The organism is Streptomyces sp. NPDC086835, assembly GCF_044745705.1.
Classification (GTDB): Bacteria; Actinomycetota; Actinomycetes; order Streptomycetales; family Streptomycetaceae; genus Streptomyces.
Window position 1 is genome coordinate 427,837 of the sequence record NZ_JBIVAU010000004.1, and the last position, 23,898, is coordinate 451,734.

Annotated in this window: 19 protein-coding genes; 15 read left to right on the forward strand and 4 right to left on the reverse strand. The window is 71.3% G+C overall.

The features are described 5' to 3' along the window. Nucleotides 1-10: 10 nt before the first annotated feature. Genes ACIPJI_RS17075 through ACIPJI_RS17085 form a run of 3 tightly spaced genes read right to left on the reverse strand, consistent with a single transcriptional unit; the run spans nt 11 to nt 3,070 of the window. A complete protein-coding gene (locus tag ACIPJI_RS17075; protein WP_402247016.1) occupies nt 11-880 on the reverse strand; it encodes an EamA family transporter in 870 nt (289 codons plus the stop codon). Next, nucleotides 877-1,371, reverse strand: coding sequence for a YbaK/EbsC family protein (locus tag ACIPJI_RS17080; protein ID WP_402247018.1), 495 nt, complete (start codon nt 1,369-1,371; stop codon nt 877-879). Before ACIPJI_RS17080 ends, ACIPJI_RS17075 begins: the two co-directional genes overlap by 4 nt. A gap of 55 nt (nt 1,372-1,426) precedes the next feature. After that, nucleotides 1,427-3,070 (reverse strand): penicillin-binding transpeptidase domain-containing protein, encoded by a 1,644-nt coding sequence (locus ACIPJI_RS17085; RefSeq protein WP_402247020.1) that lies wholly within the window; start codon nt 3,068-3,070, stop codon nt 1,427-1,429. 397 nt (nt 3,071-3,467) lie between these two features. Here ACIPJI_RS17085 and ACIPJI_RS17090 point away from each other — a divergent pair, with 397 nt between their 5' ends. After that, the gene (locus ACIPJI_RS17090; RefSeq protein WP_356618467.1) at nt 3,468-4,364 is read left to right on the forward strand and encodes a helix-turn-helix transcriptional regulator; all 897 of its coding nucleotides are present in this window, start codon (nt 3,468-3,470) and stop codon (nt 4,362-4,364) included. A gap of 125 nt (nt 4,365-4,489) precedes the next feature. On the opposite strand, the gene ACIPJI_RS17095 is transcribed toward ACIPJI_RS17090, so the two are convergent. Further along, nucleotides 4,490-6,220: a phospholipid carrier-dependent glycosyltransferase gene (locus ACIPJI_RS17095; RefSeq protein WP_356618465.1), complete on the reverse strand. Its 1,731-nt coding sequence runs from the start codon at nt 6,218-6,220 to the stop codon at nt 4,490-4,492. 63 nt (nt 6,221-6,283) lie between these two features. Between ACIPJI_RS17095 and rsmI the strand changes: the two genes are divergently transcribed. The 14 genes from rsmI (at nt 6,284) to galK (ending at nt 23,888) form a co-directional block, all read left to right on the forward strand. After that, entirely contained in the window at nt 6,284-7,138 is an 855-nt protein-coding gene (gene rsmI, locus ACIPJI_RS17100; RefSeq protein WP_402247022.1) for a 16S rRNA (cytidine(1402)-2'-O)-methyltransferase, read from the forward strand. Nucleotides 7,139-7,293: 155 nt separating this feature from the next. Beyond that, complete coding sequence (locus ACIPJI_RS17105; protein ID WP_402247024.1) at nt 7,294-7,797, forward strand: hypothetical protein; 504 nt, start codon at nt 7,294-7,296, stop codon at nt 7,795-7,797. A gap of 33 nt (nt 7,798-7,830) precedes the next feature. After that, nucleotides 7,831-8,700 (forward strand): TatD family hydrolase, encoded by an 870-nt coding sequence (locus ACIPJI_RS17110; protein ID WP_402247026.1) that lies wholly within the window; start codon nt 7,831-7,833, stop codon nt 8,698-8,700. A gap of 388 nt (nt 8,701-9,088) precedes the next feature. Then, nucleotides 9,089-10,333, forward strand: coding sequence for a ubiquitin-like domain-containing protein (locus tag ACIPJI_RS17115; RefSeq protein WP_402247174.1), 1,245 nt, complete (start codon nt 9,089-9,091; stop codon nt 10,331-10,333). After that, a complete protein-coding gene (gene rsmA, locus ACIPJI_RS17120; RefSeq protein ID WP_307706850.1) occupies nt 10,330-11,190 on the forward strand; it encodes a 16S rRNA (adenine(1518)-N(6)/adenine(1519)-N(6))-dimethyltransferase RsmA in 861 nt (286 codons plus the stop codon). The genes ACIPJI_RS17115 and rsmA overlap by 4 nt, the downstream gene beginning before the upstream one ends. Then, a complete protein-coding gene (locus ACIPJI_RS17125; protein WP_402247028.1) occupies nt 11,187-12,089 on the forward strand; it encodes a 4-(cytidine 5'-diphospho)-2-C-methyl-D-erythritol kinase in 903 nt (300 codons plus the stop codon). Before rsmA ends, ACIPJI_RS17125 begins: the two co-directional genes overlap by 4 nt. A gap of 113 nt (nt 12,090-12,202) precedes the next feature. Beyond that, nucleotides 12,203-13,516: an acyltransferase gene (locus tag ACIPJI_RS17130; protein WP_402247030.1), complete on the forward strand. Its 1,314-nt coding sequence runs from the start codon at nt 12,203-12,205 to the stop codon at nt 13,514-13,516. 43 nt (nt 13,517-13,559) lie between these two features. Then, nucleotides 13,560-15,356, forward strand: coding sequence for an ABC-F family ATP-binding cassette domain-containing protein (locus tag ACIPJI_RS17135; RefSeq protein WP_402247032.1), 1,797 nt, complete (start codon nt 13,560-13,562; stop codon nt 15,354-15,356). A gap of 568 nt (nt 15,357-15,924) precedes the next feature. Beyond that, on the forward strand, nt 15,925-17,721 hold the full coding sequence (locus ACIPJI_RS17140; protein ID WP_402247034.1) for a PQQ-binding-like beta-propeller repeat protein: 1,797 nt from the start codon (nt 15,925-15,927) through the stop codon (nt 17,719-17,721). A gap of 52 nt (nt 17,722-17,773) precedes the next feature. Beyond that, on the forward strand, nt 17,774-19,639 hold the full coding sequence (locus ACIPJI_RS17145; protein ID WP_356618450.1) for a PQQ-binding-like beta-propeller repeat protein: 1,866 nt from the start codon (nt 17,774-17,776) through the stop codon (nt 19,637-19,639). A 249-nt stretch (nt 19,640-19,888) separates the two neighbouring features. Continuing rightward, nucleotides 19,889-20,584, forward strand: coding sequence for a LuxR C-terminal-related transcriptional regulator (locus ACIPJI_RS17150; protein ID WP_356618448.1), 696 nt, complete (start codon nt 19,889-19,891; stop codon nt 20,582-20,584). Between the two features lie 186 nt (nt 20,585-20,770). Continuing rightward, complete coding sequence (gene galT, locus ACIPJI_RS17155; protein ID WP_402247036.1) at nt 20,771-21,814, forward strand: galactose-1-phosphate uridylyltransferase; 1,044 nt, start codon at nt 20,771-20,773, stop codon at nt 21,812-21,814. After that, complete coding sequence (gene galE / locus ACIPJI_RS17160; protein ID WP_402247038.1) at nt 21,811-22,779, forward strand: UDP-glucose 4-epimerase GalE; 969 nt, start codon at nt 21,811-21,813, stop codon at nt 22,777-22,779. Before galT ends, galE begins: the two co-directional genes overlap by 4 nt. Further along, entirely contained in the window at nt 22,776-23,888 is a 1,113-nt protein-coding gene (galK, locus tag ACIPJI_RS17165) for a galactokinase (RefSeq protein ID WP_402247040.1), read from the forward strand. Before galE ends, galK begins: the two co-directional genes overlap by 4 nt. The last annotated feature ends 10 nt before the right edge of the window (nt 23,889-23,898 follow it).

Consider the following 23,898-nt stretch of genomic DNA (forward strand, 5'->3'; position numbering starts at 1 on the left):
CCGCCAGACGTCAGCCGGCCGTCAGCATCAGGCCGATGCCCGCCACCATCAGGACCGCCGCCGCGATCCGCGGGCCACCGAAGCGTTCCTTGAAGAACAGCGCGCCGATCGCCGCGCCCACGATGATCGACGACTCGCGCAGCGCCGCGATGGGCGCGAGCGGCGCACGCGTCTGGGCCCAGAGCACCAGTCCGTACGCGGTGACCGCCATCGCCGCGCCCAGCAGCCCGCGCCCGGCGTACGGCCGCAGTTGCGGCCACAGCGCGGCCCGGCGGACGTATATGGCGTAGAGGACCAGCGGTATGCCCTCCAGGATCATCAGCCAGGCGATGTAACCGGCCGCCGTACCGCCCGCCCGTACACCCATCCCGTCGATCACGGTGTACACGGAGATCGACAGGCCCGTCGCGAGCGCGGCCGTCACCGCCGGCCAGTGCGGCCGCGTGGCCTCCCCGGCCCGGCGGCCCAGCGGCAGGACGCCCCACACCGCGAGACCGACGAGCCCGGCCGAGGCGACCACCACGCCCGCCAACTGCCCACCGCTGACGCGTTCGTCGACGAACAGGGCGGCAGCGGCGGTCACCACCAGAGGGGCCGTGCCGCGGGCGATCGGATACACCTGGCCGAAGTCCCCGAGACTGAACGATCGCAGCAGCAGCGCGTGGTAGCCGACGTGCAGGACCGCCGACGTGATCAGATACGGCCAGGCGCCGGCGGCCGGGACCGGCACGAACGGCGCCATCAGCCCGCCGATGACCGACGCGCCTCCGACGATCAGGGTGAAGACGACCAGCCGGTCCTTGATCCGGTGCGCGAGCGCGTTCCAGCCGGCGTGGGTCAACGCCGCGGCCAGGACCGCCCCGGTGACCAGAGGGGTCACGCGGTGCGCTCGCGGACGTCCACCAGAGTGCCGCCCGCGTGCGCGACCAGGGACTTCGGGTCGAGCGGGAAGACCGTGTGCGGGGTCCCGGCCGCCGCCCACACCACGTCGTGGTCGAGCAGCCCCCGGTCGGCCAGCACCCGGGTGCGGGTGCGGTGGCCGAACGGCGGGACGCCGCCGATGGCGTAGCCCGTCGTCTCCCGCACCAGGTCGGCGTCGGCGCGCTTCACGGACTCGGCGCCGAGCTCCTGCCGTACCCGCTCCACGTCCACCCGCGACGAGCCGTCCATCAGCACGAGCACCGGCGCCCCGTCCGCGGTGAAGATCAGCGACTTGACGATCTCGCTGACGTCGCAACCGATGGCCTCCGCGGCCTGCGCGGCGGTGCGGGTCGCGTCCGGGAAACGGCGCACGGGGACGTCGAGACCGAGCTCGCGCAGGGCATCGGCGAAACGGGGGTGGGCGCCGGTGGTGTCGTCGTGAGTGCTCATGGCCCGCACGCTAGCGGTAGCTGTACGGGCCATGCGAACGGTTTCGCCGGGTCGCTCAGCGCGCGTTCAGCACCCGGGCGACGGTGCTGCCCGCCGAGTCGCCGCCGTGTCCGCCGGCCTGTACGACCGCAGCGGCTGCCAGGTCGTCGGCGTAGCCGGTGAACCAGCTGTTGGAGTCGCCCTGGCCGTCGACCTCCGCCGAGCCGGTCTTCGCGCCCTTGTCGCCGCCGACGGACGCCATGGCCGCCGTCGCCGTGCCGGAGCCCACGGTGGCCGCGCGCATCATCTGCCGCAGGGACGCCGCCATCGAGGCCGGCAGTCGCTGCGCGGTCGCCAGTTCACGGTCGTCCAGGCTCTGCGGGACGATGACCGGCTGCTTGAAACCGCCGTTCTTCACGGTCGCTGCGATGGACGCGACATTGAGTGCGTTCATCTGGATCTGGCCCTGGCCGATGTACGAGGCGGCGGTCTGAGAGCCCGTCGACTCCGGGACCCTTCCGTCGACCGTGACGACGCCGGCCTTCCAGTTGAGGCCGATGCCGAAGTACTTGGCGGCGGTCTCGCCGAGCGCCGTGCCCGCGGCTGCGCCCAGCGGCTTCACCGGCTTGATGAAGGTGGTGTTGCAGGAGCGTGCGAAGGCCTGCTGGAACGTCGCGCCGGGGATCGAGAAGTCCTTGAGGTTGTGGAACTCCCGCTCCCAGGTGACCGTCGACGGGCACTCGACCGGTGAGTTCGGCCCGTTCACCAGCCCCTTGTCCAGCATCATCGCGGCCGTCACGATCTTCATCGTCGATCCGGGCGCCTGCGCTCCCTGGAACGCGGTGTTGAAGCCCTCCGCGGGGGTGTTGGCCACCGCCTTGATCTCGCCCGTGCTGGGCTGGACAGCGACGACGGACGCCTTGGCGTAGTCCTTCACGGCCTTCTCGGCCGCCGCCTGCACCCCGGCGTCCAGCGTCGTACGCAGGGTGCCGGACTTTCCCTCGGTCAGCGTCAGCAGGCTGCGGTCGGGCACGTTCGCGTCGGCGGAGGTGATCGCCAGCTCGATGCCCGGCGTGCCGCCGACCTTGTCCCCGTACTCCTTGCGCAGCGCGTCGAGGACCGGACCGAGCGAGGGGAACTTCTCCTCGCTGAGCTCGACACCGTTGTCGTCGAACGCCTTGATCTGCGGCGCCGCCGCCTCCGCCGTGACGAGCGAGGCGCCCGCGGTGAGTTCGGGATGGACGACGGACGGCTGCCAGTCGACCAGCGCCCTGCCCGTCGTGAGGCCGCGCACCACGGTCAGCTTCGAGGCGTACGACCAGGGCTTGCTCTTCCCCTCGTACGTCACCGTCGCCTCAACGGTGAACGGCACGGACGCGCCCGTCGCCCGGCCGGCCTTGATGACGGCCTTGGAGACGTGTGCCCGCTCCGTGAAGCCCGTGAGCAGCGGCTCGGCCTCGGCCTGGTTGTTGGTCAGCCGCGCCGCTTCGGGCCCCTTGCCGGCGGCCCAGGCCGCGAGGAACTCCGTCGCGGTCTCCTCGATCTCGTCCGCGCTCGGCGGGCCGCTCCGTTTCTCGCCCGACGCGGCCTTGGTGCTCGCGCCACCACCCCCGCCGGAGCCGGTCAGCCCGTTGTACAGGTTGTAGCCGCCGTAGCCCACGCCACTCGCGACCACCACGAACGCGCCGGCGGTGATGCCGACCTTTACTCCACTGCGCATGACCGCAGCCCCCTCCCCAGAGTGTGCACACCCTTGAACACGTTCAAGAGCATGAGTCGTTCGCACTCTACGTGACGGGAGTGACACGAGGGCCGGTAGTTATAGGAACGCGACGCGACTTGGGCCGTCACGGGGCCGTGATCGGAGTGTGGGCGACCTCGACGATGTGGCCGCGGCCCGGCCGCCCACGCCGTGCGAGCTGGGCATGCTGATGCGCGGCGGAGACGCCTTCGGCTCCACCGCCGGGTCGAGTTCAGTGCCTACCGCGGGCAATTGCCAATGTCAGAGACCATCTCGGTTGCCCCACGAACACCCGGCATGGCACGTGATCGACAAGTGTCGTCCCATGGCACCCTGCGGGCCAGGAAAATGACTTGGACCCGGAGGTGCACGACAGGTGGCGGCGCACATCAATCCCACCGTCAGAAAACGCCGTCTGGGAGCCGAGCTCCGCCGGCTCCGCAAGGCCAGTGGCCTGACGAGTACACAAGTGGCAGAGCGGCTCCTGGTCTCCCAGCCCAAGATCAGCCGCCTGGAGAACGGCCAGCGTGCCATCAGCCCCCGCGATGTACGCGACCTGTGCGCGATCTACGGTGTGGGGGACGAGCAGGTCGTCGACTCCCTGATGCGGATGGCCAAGGAATCCGGACAGCAGGGCTGGTGGTACGCCTACGGCGACATCCCCTACAGCGTCTACATCGGCCTGGAGACGGACGCCACCTCCATCCACTCCTACGAGCCCCAGGTGATCCCCGGCCTGCTGCAGACCCCCGCCTACGCCCGGGAAGTCATCGCGGAATCGATTCCCCTGCCCACTGCCGAACAGGCCGCCATGCGCCTCAAGGTGCGGTTGCGCCGCCAGCACCGGATCTACGACCCGTCCCGTCCCCTGCGTCTGTGGGTCGTCCTGGACGAATCGGCACTGCGCCGCGTCGTCGGCAGCCCTGACATCATGCGCGAACAGCTGGAGCACCTGAACGCCCTCGGTGCCGAGCCGCACATCACTGTGCAGGTCCTCCCCTACACCGTGGGGGCCCACCCGGGCCTCTCAGGGCAGTTCTCGATCCTGAGTTTCGCCGACAGCCCCGAGTCAAGGGTGGTGTACCTGGAAGGATCCACCAGCGACCTCTACCTGGAGAAACGATCCGACCTGCAGCAGTACGACGTCACATACGCCCATCTGCAGGCGCAGTCCCTCGATCCTGGCAGCACCCGCCGCTTCATCGGCGACGCCATCAAGTGCCACATCGACGCTGCGAGCCGCCAGGCGACCTCGGTTGACCCTGTGTCGTGAAGTCGTCCGGTGGGGGTCCTCCTCGACCGGTCGGCGCGAGGTTCGTGCCCACGATGACCGGCGACCACCATCGACAACCGCGAAGGGCCCGGCACCGAGAGGTGCCGGGCCCTTCGCCGCCGCAGCTAGACCCAGGTGTCCAGCCACATCCGGTTGCGCCACTCGTCGACCGGGATCGGGGTGCCCGTGTAGATCGGCCAGAAGTAGATGAAGTTCCACACGATCAACAGGACCAGTACGCCCGCGCCGATCGCGCCGATCGCGCGGCGGCGTTCGTCGGAGCCGGGTGGGCCGAGGATCGCGCCGATCATCATCGCCACCGCGAGGCACAGGAACGGGACGAACACGACCGCGTAGAAGAGGAAGATCGTGCGCTCCTGGTACATCAGCCACGGGGCCCAGCCCGCTGCGAACGCGCACAGGATCGCGCCCGCGCGCCAGTCACGGCGGAAGAGCCAGCGCCACAGGGCGTAGCAGATCGCGAAGCAGGCGGCCCACCACAGGAGCGGGGTGCCGAGGGCGAGGACCTCCGCGGCGCACTTGTCGACCGCGTCCTTCGGGCAGCCCTCGACGCCCGGCTTCGGGTCCTCGTAGTAGTACGAGACCGGGCGGCCGAGGATCAGCCAGCTCCATGGGTTGGACTCGTAGGTGTGGCCGGAGGTCAGGCCGACATGGAAGTCGTAGACCTGGGTCTCGTAGTGCCAGAAGCTGCGCCACCAGTCGGGGAAGAGCCAGCTCCAGGCGCTGTCCTTGCCGCCGCCGGTGGAGGCCCAGTTCCGGTGGTAGCCCTTGTCCGTGACCAGCCACCCGGTCCACGAGACCATGTACGTCACCAGCGCCACCGGCACGACGGAGACGAAGGCGGGGACGAGGTCCTTCTTCAGGACGGCGAGATACGGCTGGACCGCGCCGGCCGTGCGGCGCGAGCCCACGTCCCACAGCACGGTCATCAGGCCGAAGGCGGCCATGATGTACAGCCCGTTCCACTTGGTGCCCGCCGCGAGGCCCAGCATCACTCCGGCCGTCAGCCGCCACGGCCGCCACCCCAGGCGCAGGGTCTCCGCGACGCGGGCGTCGGGACGCAGCCTGCCGTCGTCGTCCTCCGGCAGCGCCGCCGCGAGAGCGCGCCGTGACCGGTCGCGGTCGAGCACCAGCGCGCCGAACGCCGCCAGCACGAAGAACATCAGCACCAGGTCGAGCAGAGCCGTGCGGCTCATCACGAAGTGCAGGCCGTCCACGGCCAGCAGCAGACCCGCGAGGCAGCCGAGGAACGTCGAGCGGAACAGCCGCCGGCCGATGCGGCAGAGCATCAGCACCGACAGCGTGCCCAGCAGGGCGACCATGAACCGCCAGCCGAAGGGTGAGAAGTCGATCAACTTCTCGCCGAGACCGATGATCCACTTGCCGACCGGCGGATGGACCACATAACCGGGATCGGTCGGGATCGCGACGGCCGACGGGTCGGCAAGGATCGACTTGTCGACGTTCTTGGGCCAGCTGCCCTCGTACCCCTGGTTGATCAGCGCCCAGGCGTCCTTGGCGTAGTACGTCTCGTCGAATATCACCGCATGGGGCTGCCCCAGGTTCCAGAACCGCAGCAGGCCCGCTACCAGGGCGACCAGCAGGGGTCCGCCCCACGCGGCGATGCGGAGCAGGGGTTCCACCGCCCGCGGCGGGATGCCGAAGACCGCCCACACCTGCCGGGACGGCCGGGTGAACGGCGGCACCAGCCGGTCCCGTAGCCCGATCACTGGCCGGGGCGTGTAGCCGAAGCGGCGCAGCCGGCTCTCCCAGCCTGGCGGCTGCTGTTCGGCGTCGTCCTTGCCCCGCAGGGGCTGTGGCGCGGTACTGGTCACCGCGCCATCGTAGGGAACACGGCTGTGCGATCGGTGCTCGGCAGTGCTGGGAGGATGGCGAGTGTGACTGGAACGCTGGTACTCGCAGGGACGCCCATCGGTGATGTCGCGGACGCGCCGCCCCGGCTCGCCGCCGAACTGGAGGGCGCCGACATCGTCGCCGCCGAGGACACCCGGCGGCTGCGCCGGCTGACCCAGGCCCTCGGTGTGCACACCCGGGGCAGGGTCGTCTCCTACTTCGAGGGCAACGAGGCGGCCCGTACACCGGAGCTGGTGGAGGCGCTGTCCGGCGGTGCGCGGGTGCTGCTCGTCACCGACGCGGGCATGCCCTCCGTCTCCGACCCCGGATACCGGCTGGTCGCCGCCGCGGTGGAGAAGGACATCAAGGTCACCGCCGTACCCGGCCCGTCCGCCGTGCTGACCGCTCTCGCGCTGTCGGGGCTGCCCGTGGACCGCTTCTGCTTCGAGGGTTTCCTGCCCCGCAAGGCGGGCGAACGGCTCGGCAGGCTGCGGGAGGTCCAGGGCGAGCGCCGCACGCTCGTCTACTTCGAGGCCCCGCACCGCCTCGACGACACGCTCGCCGCCATGGCGGAGGTCTTCGGAGAGGGCCGCAGGGCCGCCGTCTGCCGGGAGCTGACCAAGACGTACGAGGAAGTGAAGCGCGGCGGCCTCGGCGAGCTGGCGGCCTGGGCGGCGGAAGGCGTCCGCGGTGAGATCACCGTCGTCGTCGAGGGCGCGCCCGAGTCCGGGCCCAAGGAGTTCGGCGCGGACGAGCTGGTACGCAGGGTCCAGGTGCGCGAGGAGGCGGGGGAGCGACGCAAGGAGGCCATCGCGGCGGTCGCCGCTGAGGCGGGGCTTCCTAAGCGGGAGGTCTTCGACGCGGTCGTCGCTGCGAAGAACGCGGCTCGACCCGCGTAGGCGGAGGATAAAGGTCTATCGTGAAAAGCAAAGCGCAGACCGTGTCCTGACCGCTTTTCTGTATGGAAAATCCCAAGACCGCACAATCGATCGACAGGCGCTGGTGCGCTCCCGCCGGAAAAGGCGTCCACTGGATCAGGTGGAGAGGAGCTGGCATGAGTGAGACCACACCCGCGAAGGTGCATGAGGAGTATTCCTTCGCGTGCATGCGTTGCGGGCACGGCTGGGAGCAGTCCTACGACATCGAGCACCACGTCGATTCGTCGGGCCAGGAATTCGTCGTCTACAAGTCGGACGGGCGGCGGGTCCCTTCGCCGCTGTCCAGCCCGACCTGCGTCAACTGCGGCGGGCACGTCGTACGGATCATGCGGGCGGGGCGGGTCTCCACGGTGCAGAGCCTGATGGGACTGACCGAGACCGGTTCCACCGCCGCGAGCGCCGTGCCGCAGGTGTCCCCGGCGGGGCCGCGGCCGGGCGAGGAAGTGCGCGATCCGCGGGCGGACCGACCCGCCGGCCGGCCCACCGCTTCCGCGCCGCCGCCGTCCGGGTCGACGTCGCAGGAGGCCGTCGCGGAAGGCGGGGCGGGCGGGGAGACCGCGCCCGAGGAGCACCACTGGCACCTCTCCGACCTGCTGCACCCCTTCCACCACCGCAAGTGAGCGACCGGGGGCGGGTTCCGTAGGATCGCGCCCATGAGTTCGAAATCCGCACCGCCGCCGCTGCCCGAACCGCTCGGTGTCGCGGTCGCCGATTCGCACACCCACCTGGACATGCAGGAAGGCACCGTCGAGGAGGCCCTCGCCAGGGCGGCCGCGGTCGGTGTGACGACGGTCGTCCAGGTGGGCTGCGACATCAAGGGCTCCCAGTGGGCCGCGGAGACCGCCGCCGCGCACCGCGAGGTGCACGCCGCAGTCGCCCTGCACCCCAACGAGGCGCCCAGGATCGTGCTCGGCGATCCTGACGGCTGGTCGCGGCAGGGTGCACGGGACGCGGGCGGGTACGGGGCGCTCGACGACGCCCTCGCCGAGATCGACCGGCTGGCCGCCCTCGACGTGGTCAAGGCCGTCGGCGAGACCGGACTCGACCGCTTCCGCACCGGCCCTGAGGGAATGGCCGCGCAGGAACGGTCGTTCCGGGCGCATATCGAGATCGCGAAACGGCACGGCAAGGCGCTCGTCATCCACGATCGCGAGGCGCACGCGGATGTGCTGCGCATTCTTGCGGAGGAAGGCGCGCCGGAGCGCACGATCTTCCACTGCTATTCGGGTGACGCGGAAATGGCCGAAGTCTGCGCGGCCGCCAGCTACTTCATGTCCTTCGCCGGCAACGTGACCTTCAAGAACGCGCAGCCGCTGCGTGACGCGCTCGCCGTCGCGCCCGCCGATCTCGTGCTGGTCGAGACGGACGCGCCGTTCCTCACCCCCGCGCCGTACCGCGGACGGCCCAACGCCCCGTATCTGATTCCGGTCACGCTACGGGCCATGGCGCAGGTCAGGGGCACCGACGAGGACACGCTGGCGGCGGCGATCGCGGCCAATACCGCCCGGGCGTTCGGCTACTGACCCGATCCGGGCGACCTCGCGCGTCGCGACGCTGAGTGTTCGCGTCGCTTTGGAGAGTGACGATCGCTCCGCTACTGTCCGGTGCCACTTGGCTGACCGGACCTTACGGAGCGTCGTGAGCGTGAGTAATTCGCAGGGCAGTCACCGTGCGGCGCGCGGCTCACGCCGTGCCGGTGGCCGGTCCCCGGCGGAGGCCGGCGCCGACCGGGCCACCGTGACGGCGCCCGCCCCGCCCCCCGTGGCGCCCTACGGCAGCGTGCCGCAGCCCACGGCCGTGGACGGCCGGACCGCGGCGGTTCGCAGCGCGGCGTACGCGCCGACCCTGCCGTACCTGGACCGCGGGGCGCTGACCCTCGTCGACGTGGACGCGGGCACGGCCACGGCGGGCATGGTCCCGCCGCACCGCCGGGCGGCCGTGGCGCAGGCGCCCACCCTGCCGTACGTGGACCTCCGGGCCGCGGACCGTGCCGTCGAGGAGGAGCCAGGACGGCGCGCGCAGGCGCGACGTGGTGGATCCCGGCGGCGCAGGCCCGCGGAGCGACCGGACACGCTGCGGCGGCTCGTCCCGCGAGCCCTCGTCGTCGCCTTCCTCGCCGGCGGGACGTCCGCGTTCGTGGCCGACGACAAAGCGGTCCGGCTCACCGTCGACGGCGTGCCGCGGACCATGCACACCTTCGCCGACGACGTGGGCGAACTCCTCGAGGACGAGGGCCTCGATCTGAGCGCCCACGATGTCGTCGCCCCCGGCCCCGAAGCGGACCTCGACAGCGGCGACGAGATCACCGTCCGCCACGGCAGGCCGCTGAAACTCACCCTCGACGGCCGCGCCGGCGAGGTGTGGACCACGGCCATCACCGTCGAGGCGGCCCTGCGGGAACTGGGCGTGCGCGCGGAGGGGGCGTACCTCTCCGTGCCGCGTTCCACCCCCATCCCGAGGAGCGGCCTGGTGCTGGACGTGCGCACCGAGAAGGCCGTCACGTTCATGGCCGACGGGCGTGAACGCACCATCCGCACCAACGCCGCCACCGTGGGGGAGGCCCTCGGCGAGGCGGGGATCGTGCTGCGCGGCCAGGACACCACCTCCGTGCCGCCAAGCGGCTTCCCCCGCGACGGACAGACCGTCACGGTCACGCGGATCAGCGGCGGCCGTGAGGTACGCGAGGAGCCGATCGACTTCGCCGTCGAGAAGACCCTGGACCCCACGCTCTTCACGGGCACCGAAGTCGTCGTACGGCAGGGACGGCCGGGCGTGCGGCGGGTCACGTACGCCCTGCGGACCGTCGACGGCGTCCGCCAGAAGCCGCGGCGGACCGCCACGGACGTCGTGCGCGAGCCCGTCACCGAGCAGGTGAAGGTCGGCACCCGGCAGCCGCCGTCCTCGGTACGCGGGGCGGACGGCCTGAACTGGGCGGCGCTCGCCGAGTGCGAGTCGGGCGGGCGGCCGGGCGCCGTCGACCCCTCCGGCACCTACGGCGGGCTGTACCAGTTCGACACCGCGACCTGGCGCTCGCTCGGCGGCACCGGGCGTCCGCAGGACGCGCCCGCCGAGGAACAGACGTACCGGGCGAAGAAGCTCTATGTGCAGCGGGGGGCGAGTCCGTGGCCGCACTGCGGCCGTAGGCTGTATCGGTGAGCACCACTGATCCCGACGCACTCCTCGGCCCCGCCGACATCCGCGAGCTGGCCGCCGCGCTGGGCGTACGCCCCACCAAACAGCGCGGCCAGAACTTCGTCATCGACGCCAACACGGTCCGCAGGATCGTGCGCACGGCCGAGGTGAAGCCCGACGACGTGGTCGTCGAGATCGGCCCCGGGCTCGGCTCGCTGACCCTCGGGCTGCTGGAGGCCGCCGACCGGGTCGTGGCCGTGGAGATCGACGACGTGCTCGCCGGCGCCCTGCCGGCGACGGTCGCCGCGCGACTGCCCGACCGGGCCTCGCGTTTCTCGCTGGTGCACTCGGACGCGATGCACGTGCAGGAGCTCCCCGGGCCGCCGCCGACCGCGCTCGTCGCGAACCTGCCCTACAACGTCGCCGTGCCGGTCCTGCTGCACATGCTCGACCGCTTCCCGTCGATCGAGCGGACGCTCGTCATGGTCCAGGCCGAGGTCGCCGACCGGCTGGCCGCCGGCCCCGGGAACAAGGTGTACGGCGTGCCGTCGGTGAAGGCCAACTGGTACACCGAGGTCAAGCGGGCCGGGTCGATCGGCCGTAACGTCTTCTGGCCCGCGCCGAACGTGGACTCCGGCCTCGTCTCCCTGGTGCGGCGGACCTCGCCGGTGGCCACGACCGCCACCAAGACGGAGGTCTTCGCGGTCGTCGATGCCGCCTTCGCCCAGCGCCGCAAGACGCTGCGCGCCGCGCTCGCCGGATGGGCGGGATCACCGGCCGCGGCGGAGGAGGCCCTGGTCGCGGCAGGCGTGTCGCCGCAGGCGCGCGGAGAGTCGCTGACGGTGGAGGAGTTCGCGCGGATCGCGGAGGCGAAGAAATGAGCGTCACGGTACGGGTGCCGGCCAAGGTCAACGTCCAGCTGGCGGTCGGCGGGGCGCGCCCCGACGGCTTCCACGACCTGGCCAACGTCTTCCTGGCGGTCGGCCTCCACGACGAGGTGACGGTGCGGCCGGCCCCGTCCCTGCGCATCACCTGCTCCGGCCCGGACGCCGGGCAGGTCCCCCTGGACCGTACGAACCTGGCCGCGCGGGCCGCGGAACTGCTGGCGGCCCGTCACGGCATCTCGCCCGACGTCCACATCCACATCGACAAGGACATTCCCGTCGCCGGCGGCATGGCGGGCGGCAGCGCGGACGGCGCGGGCGCGCTCCTCGCGTGCGACGCGCTCTGGGGTCTCGGCTCCTCCCGTGACGAACTGCTCGCGATCTGCGCGGAGTTGGGCAGCGACGTGCCGTTCAGCCTCGTGGGCGGGGCGGCGCTCGGCACCGGCCGCGGCGAGCGGCTGACCGAACTGGAGGTCGGCGGGACGTTCCACTGGGTGTTCGCGGTGGCGGACGGCGGGCTCTCCACGCCCGCGGTGTACGGGGAGTTCGACCGGCTGAACGAGGGTCGCGCCGTCCCTGAGCCGGTGGCCTCCGCCGCGCTCCTCGACGCGCTGCGCACGGGTGACGTGCCCGCGCTGGCGGACGCCCTGTCCAACGACCTTCAGCCGGCGGCCCTGTCCCTGCGTCCGTCGCTCTCCGACACCCTCGCGGTCGGTGTCTCCGCGGGCGCGCTGGCCTCCCTGGTTTCCGGTTCCGGCCCGACGACGGCGTTCCTCGTCAAGGACGAGGACACGGCGGAGACGGTGGCCGCGGCGCTGACGGCGTCGGGCACGTGCCGCTCCGCGCGGGTGGCGCCGGCGCCGGCGGCGGGGGCGAGGGTGGTCGCGGGCGGGTAGGGGACAAGCCCGCCGCAGCGGCCGCGCATCCGCACCCGCCCCCACATACTCAGCGCCCACCTGAGTACGAGCGCTCTCCCGCCCGCCCCCGCCGGCCCGGCACCGTAACGCCCATGGGAACCAGCGTTCGTGAGCTCGCCGCCGCCACTCCCGGTACGCGTGACCGGTACATCGATCTGTTGAGGGTCGCCTCGCTCGGGACCGTCGTCGCCGGGCACTGGCTCATGGCGGCGGTCACCGACGACGGCATCGGGAACCTTCTCGCCGTCGTGCCGGAGCTGCAACTGTTCACCTGGGCCCTTCAGGTGATGCCCGTGTTCTTCTTCGTCGGCGGGTTCTCGCACGCCCTGTCCTACCGGTCGCTGCGGCGCAGGCATCCGGACCGGTCCGTGTACTCGGTGTTTCTGCGCGGCCGGCTCCAGCGGCTCCTGCGGCCCACGATGGCGTTCGTCCTCGTCTGGGGCGCCGCAGCGCTCCTCGTGCAGTTGCTCGGCGGGGGCGGCGGGATGACCGGGGTGGTGCTGCGGCTCGTGACGCAGCCGCTGTGGTTCATCGGGATCTACCTCGCCATGGTCGCCTTCACCCCGCCGCTGCTGAAGCTGCACGAGCGGTTCGGCTGGGGCGCGTTCGGCGCGCTCCTCGGCGCGGCGGCGGCCGTGGACGTGCTCCGGTTCGCCGCCCATGTGCCCTTCGTCGAGTTCCTGAACTTCGCCTTCGTCTGGCTCGCCGTCCACCAGCTCGGCTTCCTGCGCGCCGACGGGCGTATCCGGATGCCTGCCGTGCTCGCGGCGACGGGGCTCGCAGCCGCCGCCGCGCTCGTCGCGTTCGGGCCGTATCCGCTGTCCATGGTCGGGATGCCCGGCGAGAAGATCTCGAACATGGCCCCGCCGACCCTCGCCCTGCTGTTCCACGGGCTGTGGCTGGTCGGCGCCGTCGAGCTGCTCAGGGGGCCGGGCGGACGGTTCGTGCGGCGAGCCCGCGTCTGGCGGGGTGTGGTGGCCGCCAACGGGGTCGCCATGACCGCCTTCCTGTGGCACCTCACCGCCATGCTCGGCGTCTACGGGGCGATGATCGCGGCCGGCCTTCCCCTGCGGGCTCCGGCGTCGGCGGCCTGGTGGGCGCAGGCACCGCTGCGCATCGCCGCCGCGGCCGGGCTGACCGCGCTGCTCGTGGCCGCGTTCCGCAGGTTCGAACGTCCCGTGCGGAGCGCCGTCACGCCGGTGCCGGGCACCGGGCCGATCGCCGCCGTGGGGATCACGCTCTGCCTGTTCGGCATCCTGGGCCTTTCCATGGTCGGATTCGGCGGGCTGCTCGAAGGCAGGACGGCGATGCTGGTCGCCGTGCACGTCAGCGCCCCCGCCGCCGTCGCCATGGCGCTCGGCGGCTGGCTGCTGGTGGAACGGGCCGGACGGGGCAGTCGCGCCTGACAAGTAGGCTGGGAGGTCGATCGTTCCCCCTGTCAGGAGAGAAATGGCCGTCAACCTGGTCAATGTCGAGGCAGTCAGCAAGGTGTACGGCACACGCGCCCTGCTCGACGGGGTCTCCCTCGGCGTCTCGGAGGGAGACCGTATCGGCGTCGTCGGCCGTAACGGCGACGGGAAGACCACCCTCATCCGGCTGCTCGCCAAGCTCGAGGAGCCCGACACCGGCCGGGTCACCCAGAGCGGTGGGCTGCGGCTCGGAGTGCTGACGCAGCACGACTCGCTCGACCCGGAGGCGACGATCCGGCACGAGGTCATCGGCGACCTCGCGGACCACGAGTGGGCGGGCAACGCCAAGATCAGGGACGTGCTGACGGGGCTGTTCGACGGGCTCGACCTGTCCGGCTTCCCGCAGGGGCTCGACACCGTCATCGGACCGCTGTCCGGCGGCGAGCGCCGCCGTATCGCGCTCGCCAAGCTGCTGATCGCCGAGCAGGACCTGATCGTCCTCGACGAGCCGACCAACCACCTCGACGTCGAGGGCATCGCCTGGCTCGCCCGGCATCTGCAGACGCGCCGCTCCGCGCTCGTCTGCGTCACCCACGACCGCTGGTTCCTCGACCAGGTCTGCACCCGCATGTGGGACGTGCAGCGCGGCGACGTGTACGAGTACGAGGGCGGCTACTCCGACTACGTCTTCGCACGGGCCGAGCGGGAGCGGATCGCCGCGACCGAGGAGAGCAAGCGGCAGAACCTGATGCGCAAGGAGCTGGCCTGGCTGCGGCGCGGCGCCCCCGCCCGTACGTCCAAGCCCCGCTACCGCATCGAGGCGGCGAACGAGCTGATCGCCGACGTGCCGCCGCCGCGTGACACGTCCGAGCTGATGAAGTTCGCGTCCGCCCGGCTCGGCAAGACGGTGTTCGACCTCGAGGACGTCACCGTCCAGGCCGGCCCGAAGGTGCTGCTGAAGCATCTGACCTGGCAGCTCGGCCCCGGCGACCGTATCGGTCTGGTCGGTGTCAACGGCGCGGGCAAGACGTCACTGCTGCGCACGCTCGCCACGGCGGCCGTCTCCGGCGGCGAGGAGCAGCCCGCCTCGGGCCGGGTCACCGTCGGCAGGACCGTACGGCTCGCCTACCTCTCGCAGGACGTCACCGAACTGCCGCCCGCGCTGCGCGTGCTGGAGGCGGTCCAGCAGATCCGCGACCGGGTCGACCTCGGCAAGGGCCGGGAGATGACCGCGGGCCAGCTGTGCGAGCAGTTCGGCTTCGGAAAGGAGAAGCAGTGGACGCCCGTCGGCGACCTGTCGGGCGGTGAGCGGCGCCGGCTCCAGCTGCTGCGTCTGTTGATGGACGAACCGAACGTCCTCTTCCTCGACGAGCCCACCAACGACCTCGACATCGAGACCCTGACCCAGCTCGAGGACGTCCTCGACGGCTGGCCCGGCTCGATGGTGGTCATCTCGCACGACCGGTTCTTCCTCGAGCGGACCACGGACCGGACGTTCGCGCTGCTCGGCGACGGCACGCTGCGGATGCTGCCGCGTGGTATCGACGAGTACCTGGAGCGCAGGGCGCGCATGGTCGAGGCCGCCGTGCCGACGCCGCCGCCCGCCCCGTCCGGCGCCGTCAAGGAGAAGTCGGCGGCCGACGCCCGCGTGGCGAAGAAGGAACTTCAGCGGATCGAGCGGCAGCTCGACAAGGTGTCCGACAAGGAGACCAAGCTGCACGCACAGATCGCCGATAACGCCACAGACTTCGAAAAGGTCGCCAAACTGGACGCTGAGCTCCGTGAACTCGCCGCCGAGCGCGAAGAGTTGGAGATGCGCTGGCTCGAACTGGCGTAAGACGCCTGACCGGCGGTCCTCCGCCGCCCGTAGAGAAGCCGTGCAGAGCGCGTAACAACCCCATCACGGCCCGGTCCTCCCTTGGGAACAGGGGAGGACCGAGCCCGCTCTCCGCTCGTCACGGGTGATACAAAGAAGGCCCGCTCGACTGATGTAGAACAACGGGGTTCGTGTCCGAATCACTCCTTCCGGTGGATGCGCTTGCCGGAGGAGCGGGGGAGTTCGTCCGGGCAGCAGACCGTACGAAGGGGGAAGCGCAGATGGGGCAGCCGCCGCCGTCCGGTCAGGCACGGTCCGCGGACCAGTGGCGCGGGGTCCCGCAGCCGCCCGCCGCACCCGTGCACCACAGCCGTCCGTCGTACCCGCCGGCCCACCCGCTCCCGGCAGCGTCGTCACCACATCGGACCCTCGCCCGGTGCGGGAGGCGACGTGCAGGGGGTCGCGCCCTCGGACGGTGAGCGGAAGGTGCCGCTGAACACCGTGACGGTTTCCGGCAGATGAACGCGGTCTGGGTCGTCCGGACATCCCCAACTCCCACTCGCATCTCCCACCCATGAGGTAGTACGCCATGACGCAGCCGCCGAACCAGCCCCCGCAGGGAGGCTTCGGAGCCCCCCAGGATCCTCAGCAGGGAGCTCCGCAGCAGCCCCAGCCGCCCGCTCAGCCGCCGCAGATGCCGCCCACCCCGCAGGGACCGCCGCCGGTGGCGCCTCCCGGTGCGCCGGCGCCCGGTTACGGCTACCCGCAGCAGCCTCCCGGCCAGCCGGGCTACGGCTATCCGCAGCAGCCGGGGCCGTACGCGCAGCAGCCGGGCCCGTACAACCAGCAGCCCGGCGCGTACAACCAGCCGGGTCCCTACGGCGGGTACCCGACGCAGCCGCAGTACCCGGGTGCGCCCGCGCCGGGCGGTGGCGGGGGCTTCTTCAAGGGGAAGACGGGCATCGTCGTGGCCGCGTCGGCCGCCGCGCTGCTCCTTGTCGGCGGTGGCACCTGGTACGTCGTCAGCAGCGGCGACGACAAGGAGGACAAGCCGACCGTCAGCAAGTCCAGCGACGACCCGAAGCCGACCGGCTCCGAGTCCGTCGACCAGGGCGACGGCAGCGGCACCGGACGTGAGGGCAACGAGGACCTCAACGCCGGCCGTAAGGACGGCGAGGCCAAGGTCCTGTTCCTGACGAAGAACGAGGTCGACCTGCCCCGCAACGGCGCCGAGGTGTTCGGCCCGTGGGTGGCCGGCGACACGGTCGTCAAGGCCATGTACCGGGAGGTCGCCGGCTACTCGGTGACCGACGGCAGCAAGAAGTGGAGCGTGCCGCTGCCCGCGGAGGTGTGCTCGGCGCCGGCGCAGACCTCGGCCGACGGCAAGATCGTCATCGGTGTCAAGGACGGCCTCACCGAGAAGGCCAAGTGCAACGACCTTCAGATGATCGACCTGAAGACGGGCAAGGCCGGCTGGAAGAAGCCGATCCCGAAGGCGTCCGGCGCGTTCGCCTCCCTCTCCGACTTCACCCTGGCCATCAGCGGCAACACGCTCGCGGTGGGCGGCAGTGGCAACTCCTACGGCTTCTCGATGGCCGACGGCAAGCAGCTCTTCGGCAAGCCGGGCAGCGGCTGCAAGCCGTTCGCCTTCGCCGGCGGCCCCAAGCTGCTGGCCGGCGCGAGCTGCCCCACGGACGACTACGACAAGCCGAAGCAGCAGCTCCAGGAGATCGACCCCGCCAGCGGCAAGCCCAGGTGGACGTACAACACCCCCGAGGGCTGGGAGATCGACAAGGTCTACTCCGCGAGCCCGCTGGTCGTCTCCATCACCCAGCGTGAGCCGGAGAAGAAGTGGTCGATCATCGCGCTGACCGACAACGGCAAGCTGCGCTCGCAGATCTCGGGCGGCAAGAACGACAAGTTCCAGCCGCGCTGCGGCGGGGCGTTCGTCATCTTCGGTCAGAACCTCGAGGGCTGCACCGGTGTCGCCGCCGACGCGAAGCACTTCTACATGGCCACGGAGACCGAGTACGGCAAGGCCAACGAGCTCGTCGCCTTCAGCCTCGACAGCGGTAAGGAAGCCTGGCGCGCGCCGGCCGGCGCGGAGCGCAAGATGACGCCGCTGCGCATCGAGGGCGGCAACGTCCTCGTCTACATGCAGCCCTCGTACGACACGGGCGGCGGTGTCGCCACCGTCGCGCCGACCGGTGGGGCGCCGAAGATGCTGCTCCAGCACCCGGCCTCGACCGCCGAGATCGAGAACTCCTTCTACTCCCCGAAGATGGCGTACGCGGACGGCCGGTTCTTCATCGCCAGTGGTCGTGTGAGCGCGCCCAACGACAAGGCCGAGAAGGAGACGAAGACCATGATGGGCTTCGGCCAGTGACCGATTCCGCCGTCGTAGGACCCACCTTCCGTCCCCCAGAGGTAAGCAAGCCATGACGCAGCCGCCGCCACCGCCCAGTCAGCCGCCCGGCCCGCCGCCGAACCAGCCGCCCGGCCCGCCGCCGAACCAGCCCCCGAGCCAGCCGCCCGGTCCGCCTTCGGGCGGTGGCTACGGCCTGGCGAAGGAGCCCCAGCAGCCGGCCGGCGGGTACGGCACCCCCGCGCCGCCGCCGCAGAGCCCGGCGCCGGGAGCGCCCTACGGCTATCCGCAGACGCCCCCTCCCGCCGAGCCGGGTTACGGCTATCCCCAGACGCCGCCGCAGAGCCCGGCGCCGGGAGCGCCGTACGGCCACCCGCAGCCCGGCGCTCCCGTGCAGCCCGCCTACAGCGCGCCGACGCAGCCGATGATGCCGCAGCCGGCCGTGCCCTCCGGGGGCGGCGGGCTGCTGAACAAGACGCAGCTGCAGATCGTCATCGCCGCCTTCGTCGCCATCGTGCTGATCATCGGCGGCGGCTTCCTCTACTCGTCCACCAAGGACGACGGCGGCAAGCAGGACGAGGCGAAGAACAGCTCGGGCGGCACCGAGGGCGGCAAGGGCGGCAAGGGCGACGACGCCCCGGCCGCCCCCGACGGCCCCGGCAAGGAGAAGGCCCCGGCCGACACGGCCTCCAAGGTCGCCTTCCAGCTGCCGATCCCCGCGCGTTTCGACGTGACGGGTGTGCCGGGCTCCTGGGTCACCGACAAGGCCTTCGTCAAGACGAGCGTCAACTCGATCGTGGCCCACGACGTGGCCAAGGGCACCGTGCTGTGGACCCTCGACCTGCCCGGCCAGGTGTGTGCCGCCTCGCGTCACACGACAGAGGACAACAAGACCGCGGTCGTCTTCGAGGCCACGAAGCGGGCCAAGGGCGACAAGGGCTACCCGCCGTGCTCCGAGGTCGGCGTCGTCGACCTCACCGCCGGCAAGCTGCTGTGGAGCAAGTCCGTCACCGGCGGCGCGAGCGGTGACCAGAAGGCCCGCTTCGACCAGGTCACCCTCAGCGGCAACACGGTGGCCGCCGGATACCTCGGCGGCAGCGCCGCGTTCGACCTGACGACCGGCGCCGTCCGCTGGAAGCCCACCGTCGACGCCCAGGAGTGCCGGGACATCGGCTACGGCGGCGGCAAGGCGCTCGTCGCGGTCCGCCGCTGCGGCTCGTACGACAACGCCCAGGTGACCATCCAGCCGCTCAACCCGGAGAACGGCACTCCGCTCTCGTCCTTCAAGATGCCGGCCGGTGTCGAGGACGCGCGGGTCGTCTCCTCCGACCCGCTGGTCGTCGCAGCCGACGTCGGCGACACGGGAACGTTCGGCATCTCGGACTTCTTCTCGATCGACGGCAAGACCGGGAAGCTGCGCGCCAAGATCGCGGCGCCGGGCGACAAGTACCTCGCGAGGTGCTCCGCCAGCGACGGCGTCGAGGGCTGCCAGTTCGTGGTCGTCGGCAACGACAAGATCTACCTGCCGACGGAGGAGCACGAGGGAACGGGCGAGTCCTACTCGCGCACCAACGAGATCATCGCCTTCGACCTGGCGACCGGAAAGGCCGTCAGCGGCCGTGCGGACGCCGGTGACGGGTACCACTCGCTGCCGCTGCGCATGGACGGCGGCAACATCATCGCCTACAAGTGGCCCCCCTACGACAAGGGCGGCCAGGTCGTCAGCATCAACGGCGCCACCTTGAAGGAGACCGTCCTGCTGGTGAACCCGGCGGACAAGACGGTGCGGGACGCCGAGACGAGCTTCGTGGAGTCCGGCTCGGAGTACCACTTCAAGAACGGGCGGCTGTTCATCGCGGACGACACCCTGAGCGAGCCCGACTCGGGCAGCTCGAGCTCGTCGAAGTTCATGGCGATCTCCTTCGGCCCGAAGAGCTGATCCGCACCACCGCATCACCGCACGGCGGCCCGGTCCCTCGCAGACGCGAGGGGCCGGGCCGCGGTCGTATCCCGACCGTCTTCCTGATGCCTGCTCTCAAGTGGCCCTGTTTGGTGAAGAATTCGGCATTCCGGGGGGCTTCTGCCGAGTTAGGGGCGCGCAATGTCGAACAAGCGTGTACCTTGCCGGGACTGACGGGGTAGCCGTGGAGGGCCGGGGGGCCGACTCCAGCGGGACGGGGGTTGCTCGATGGGCGTTCGGCTCATGGTGGTCGACGACCACAGGCTGCTCGCGGAGGCGCTCGCCTCCGCGCTGAAGCTGCGCGGGCACCGGGTGCTCGCGGCGGCGGCGCCCGCGGCAGGAGCGGCCGATCTGGTGATAGCCAGGGCCCCGGAGGTGTGTCTGCTGGGCACGGCGACGCCGGCGGAGCCGGGTGCCTTCGACCCGGTCGTCCGCATCAAACGGGAACGGCCGCAGGTGGCCGTCGTGGTCCTCGGACCGGTTCCCAGTCCGCGCGGGATAGCGGCGGCGTTCGCCGCCGGGGCGTCCGGTTACGTGCGCCACGACGAGCGCATAGAGGGCGTGGAGCGGGCGCTGGTGAAGGCGCGGTCGGGGGAGGCCGTGGTGGCGCCGCTGCTGCTCCAGGGCGCGTTCGCCGAGCTGCTCAATCCGGTCGCGCAGCCGGACGACGAGGGCCAGCGGCTGCTTCAGCTGCTGACGCCGCGCGAGGTGGAGGTGCTGGTGCGGGTCGCGGAGGGCGAGGACACCAGGCTGATCGCCGTCGGCATGGGGATCGCGCCGAGCACGGCCCGCACCCATGTGCAGCGGGTGCTGATGAAGCTGGGCGTCGGATCCCGGCTGGAGGCGGCGGCGCTCGCCGCCCGGACCGGTCTGCTGGACCGCGCGGCGTACGGGACTCCGCCCGGCTCCGGCGCGGCCCACTAGGGGCCGACGGGCCTGTCAGGCCGGTCTGCGGGGGCGCGACCCGGACCGCGTTTCTTGATGCCTTTTGTTCGTTTGCCCGCGGGTGCCCGATCAGTGGCCTGCCCGCGGGCCACCCATTGACCGGACTGTTGAGTTGTGATTTCTTGTGTTCGGTTATGTTGGATAGGAGTGGTGAGGGAGCTCCGTGTGAAGAAGACGTCGACCCGGCTCGCCGACGGTCGTGAGTTGCTCTACTACGACTCGCGCGACGACGCCGTCCGCGACGCCGTCGACCTCCGGCCCCTCGAAGCCGTCTCCACCACGGCCGAGATCCGGCACGACGAGCTGCTCGGCGACCGGGTCGCCATCGCCTCGCACCGCCAGGGCCGCATCTACCACCCGCCGGCCGACGAATGTCCGCTGTGCCCCTCGCGCGACGGCCGCCTCAGCGAGATCCCGGCAGCCGACTACGACGTCGCCGTCTTCGAGAACCGCTTCCCCTCGCTGGCCGGCGACTCGGGCCGCTGCGAGGTCGTCTGCTTCACCTCGGACCACGACGCGTCCTTCGCCGATCTGACGGAGGAGCAGGCAGGTCTGGTCCTCGAGGCGTGGACGGACCGCACGGCGGAGCTCGCCGAACTGCCCCAGGTCAAGCAGGTCTTCTGCTTCGAGAACCGCGGCGCCGAGATCGGCGTCACGCTCGGGCACCCGCACGGCCAGATCTACGGCTACCCGTTCGTGACCCCGCGCACCGAGCTGATGCTCCGCTCGCTCGCCGCCCACCGGGCGGCGACCGGTCGCAACCTCGTCGACGACCTCGTCCGGCGCGAGCGCGAGGAAGGGGTGCGGGTGGTGCTGGAGGGCGAGCACTGGATCGCCTTCGTGCCGTACGCGGCGCACTGGCCGTACGAGGTGCACCTCCACCCGAAGCGGCGGGTGCCGGACCTCCGGGCGCTGGATGACGCGGCACGCACAGAATTCCCACAGATCTACCTGGAACTCTTGAGGCGCTTCGACCGGATCTTCGGGCCCGGCGAACCGCCCACGCCGTACATCGCCGCCTGGCACCAGGCGCCGTTCGAAGGCGAGGGAAGGGACGCCTTCGGTCTCCATCTCGAGCTTTTCACCATCCGCCGCACTTCCGGCAAGCTGAAGTTCCTCGCCGGTTCCGAATCCGGTATGAGCGTGTTCATCAACGATGTGCCGCCGGAGGCCGCGGCGATGCGACTGCGAGAGGTAGCGAGCGAGTGAGCAAGAAGTACCTGGTCACAGGTGGTGCGGGATACGTCGGCAGTGTCGTGGCGCAGCACCTTGTGGAGGCCGGTCACCAGGTGACCGTGCTCGACGACCTCTCCACCGGATTCCGCGAAGGGGTGCCCGCGGGCGCCGGGTTCATCGAGGGCCGCATCCAGGACGCCGCCCGCCATCTGGACGCCTCGTACGACGGGGTGCTGCACTTCGCGGCCTTCTCACAGGTCGGCGAGTCCGTCGCCAGGCCGGAGAAGTACTGGGCGAACAACGTCGGCGGCACGATGGAGCTGCTCGCGGCCATGCGCTCCGCGGGCGTGCGCACACTGGTCTTCTCCTCCACCGCCGCCACCTACGGCGAGCCGGTCTCCACCCCCATCACCGAGTCCGACCCCACCGCGCCCACCAGCCCCTACGGTGCCACCAAGCTCGCGGTCGACCACATGATCACCGGTGAGGCGGCGGCCCACGGCCTCGCGGCGGTCTCGCTGCGGTACTTCAACGTCGCCGGGGCCTACGGCGCGTACGGCGAACGCCACGAACCCGAGTCGCACCTGATCCCGCTGGTGCTCCAGGTCGCCCTCGGCCGGCGCGAGTCGATCTCCGTCTACGGCGACGACTACCCGACCCCGGACGGCACCTGTGTCCGCGACTACATCCACGTCGCGGACCTGGCGGAGGCGCATCTCCTCGCGCTCGACGCCGCCACCGTCGGTGAGCATCTGATCTGCAACCTCGGCAACGGCAACGGCTTCTCGGTGCGCGAGGTCATCGAGACCGTACGCGAGGTCACCGGTCACCCGGTGCCCGAGGTGGTCGCGGCGCGACGGGCCGGCGACCCCGCCGTCCTGGTCGCCTCCGCCGCGAGGGCCCAGGAGCGCCTGGGCTGGAAGCCGAGCCGTGCCGACCTGGCCGGCATCGTGTCCGACGCCTGGGCATTCGCCCGCGGGAGGGAGAACGGGTCATGAGTTCCACGGGCGAGGGTGTGTGGGCGGCACCGGGCAGGGTGAACCTGATCGGTGAACACACCGATTACAACGACGGTTTCGTGATGCCCTTCGCGCTGCCGCACACCACGGTTGCGACCGTCTCGCGCCGCGACGACGGCGTGCTGCGGCTGACCTCCACGGACATGGACGGCGGCCCGGTCGAACTGCGCGTCGACGACCTCGCCCCCGGCGGTCCCGGCGGCTGGACCGACTACCCGGCGGGCGTCGTCTGGGCGCTGCGCGACGCCGGCCACCAGGTCGGCGGCGCGGACATCCACTACGAGTCGACCGTGCCCACCGGCGCCGGTCTCTCCTCGTCCGCGGCGATCGAGGTCGTCACCGCCCTCGCCCTGAACGACCTGTACGAACTCGGCCTGGAGCGTTGGCGCACGGCCCGCCTGTGCCAGCGTGCGGAGAACGTCTACGTGGGCGCCCCGACCGGGATCATGGACCAGACGGCCTCCGCCTGCTGCACCGAGGGCCACGCCCTGTACCTGGACACCAGGGACCTCTCCCAGCGGCAGATCCCCTTCGACCTGGCCGCCCACGGGCTCGAACTCCTCGTCGTGGACACCCGGGTGAAGCACGCCCACAGCGACGGTGAGTACGGCAAGCGGCGTGCCGGCTGCGAGGCAGGAGCGGCGGCGCTGGGGGTGAACGCCCTGCGGGACGTCCCGTACGACTCGCTGGACGAGGCCCTCGGCCGTCTCGACGACCCGGAAGTGCGCCCCCTGGTCCGGCACATCGTCAGCGAGAACCACCGGGTGGAGCGGGTGATCGCCCACCTGGAGGCCGGTGAGGTCAGGGCCATCGGTCCGGTGCTGACCGAGGGGCACGCCTCGCTGCGTGACGACTTCCGGGTCTCCTGCCCGGAGTTGGACCTGGTCGTGGACACGGCGCTGGCGGCCGGCGCGCTGGGTGCCCGGATGACGGGCGGCGGCTTCGGAGGCTCGGCGATCGTCCTGACCCAGACGTCCGCCTCGCCGCTGGTGGCGAAGTCCGTCGAGGAGGCCTTCGCGGCGTCCTCGCTGGAGCAGCCGCGCGTCTTCACCGCCGTCCCGTCGGCGGGGGCCCGCCGCCTGTCCTAGAGGCGGCGCT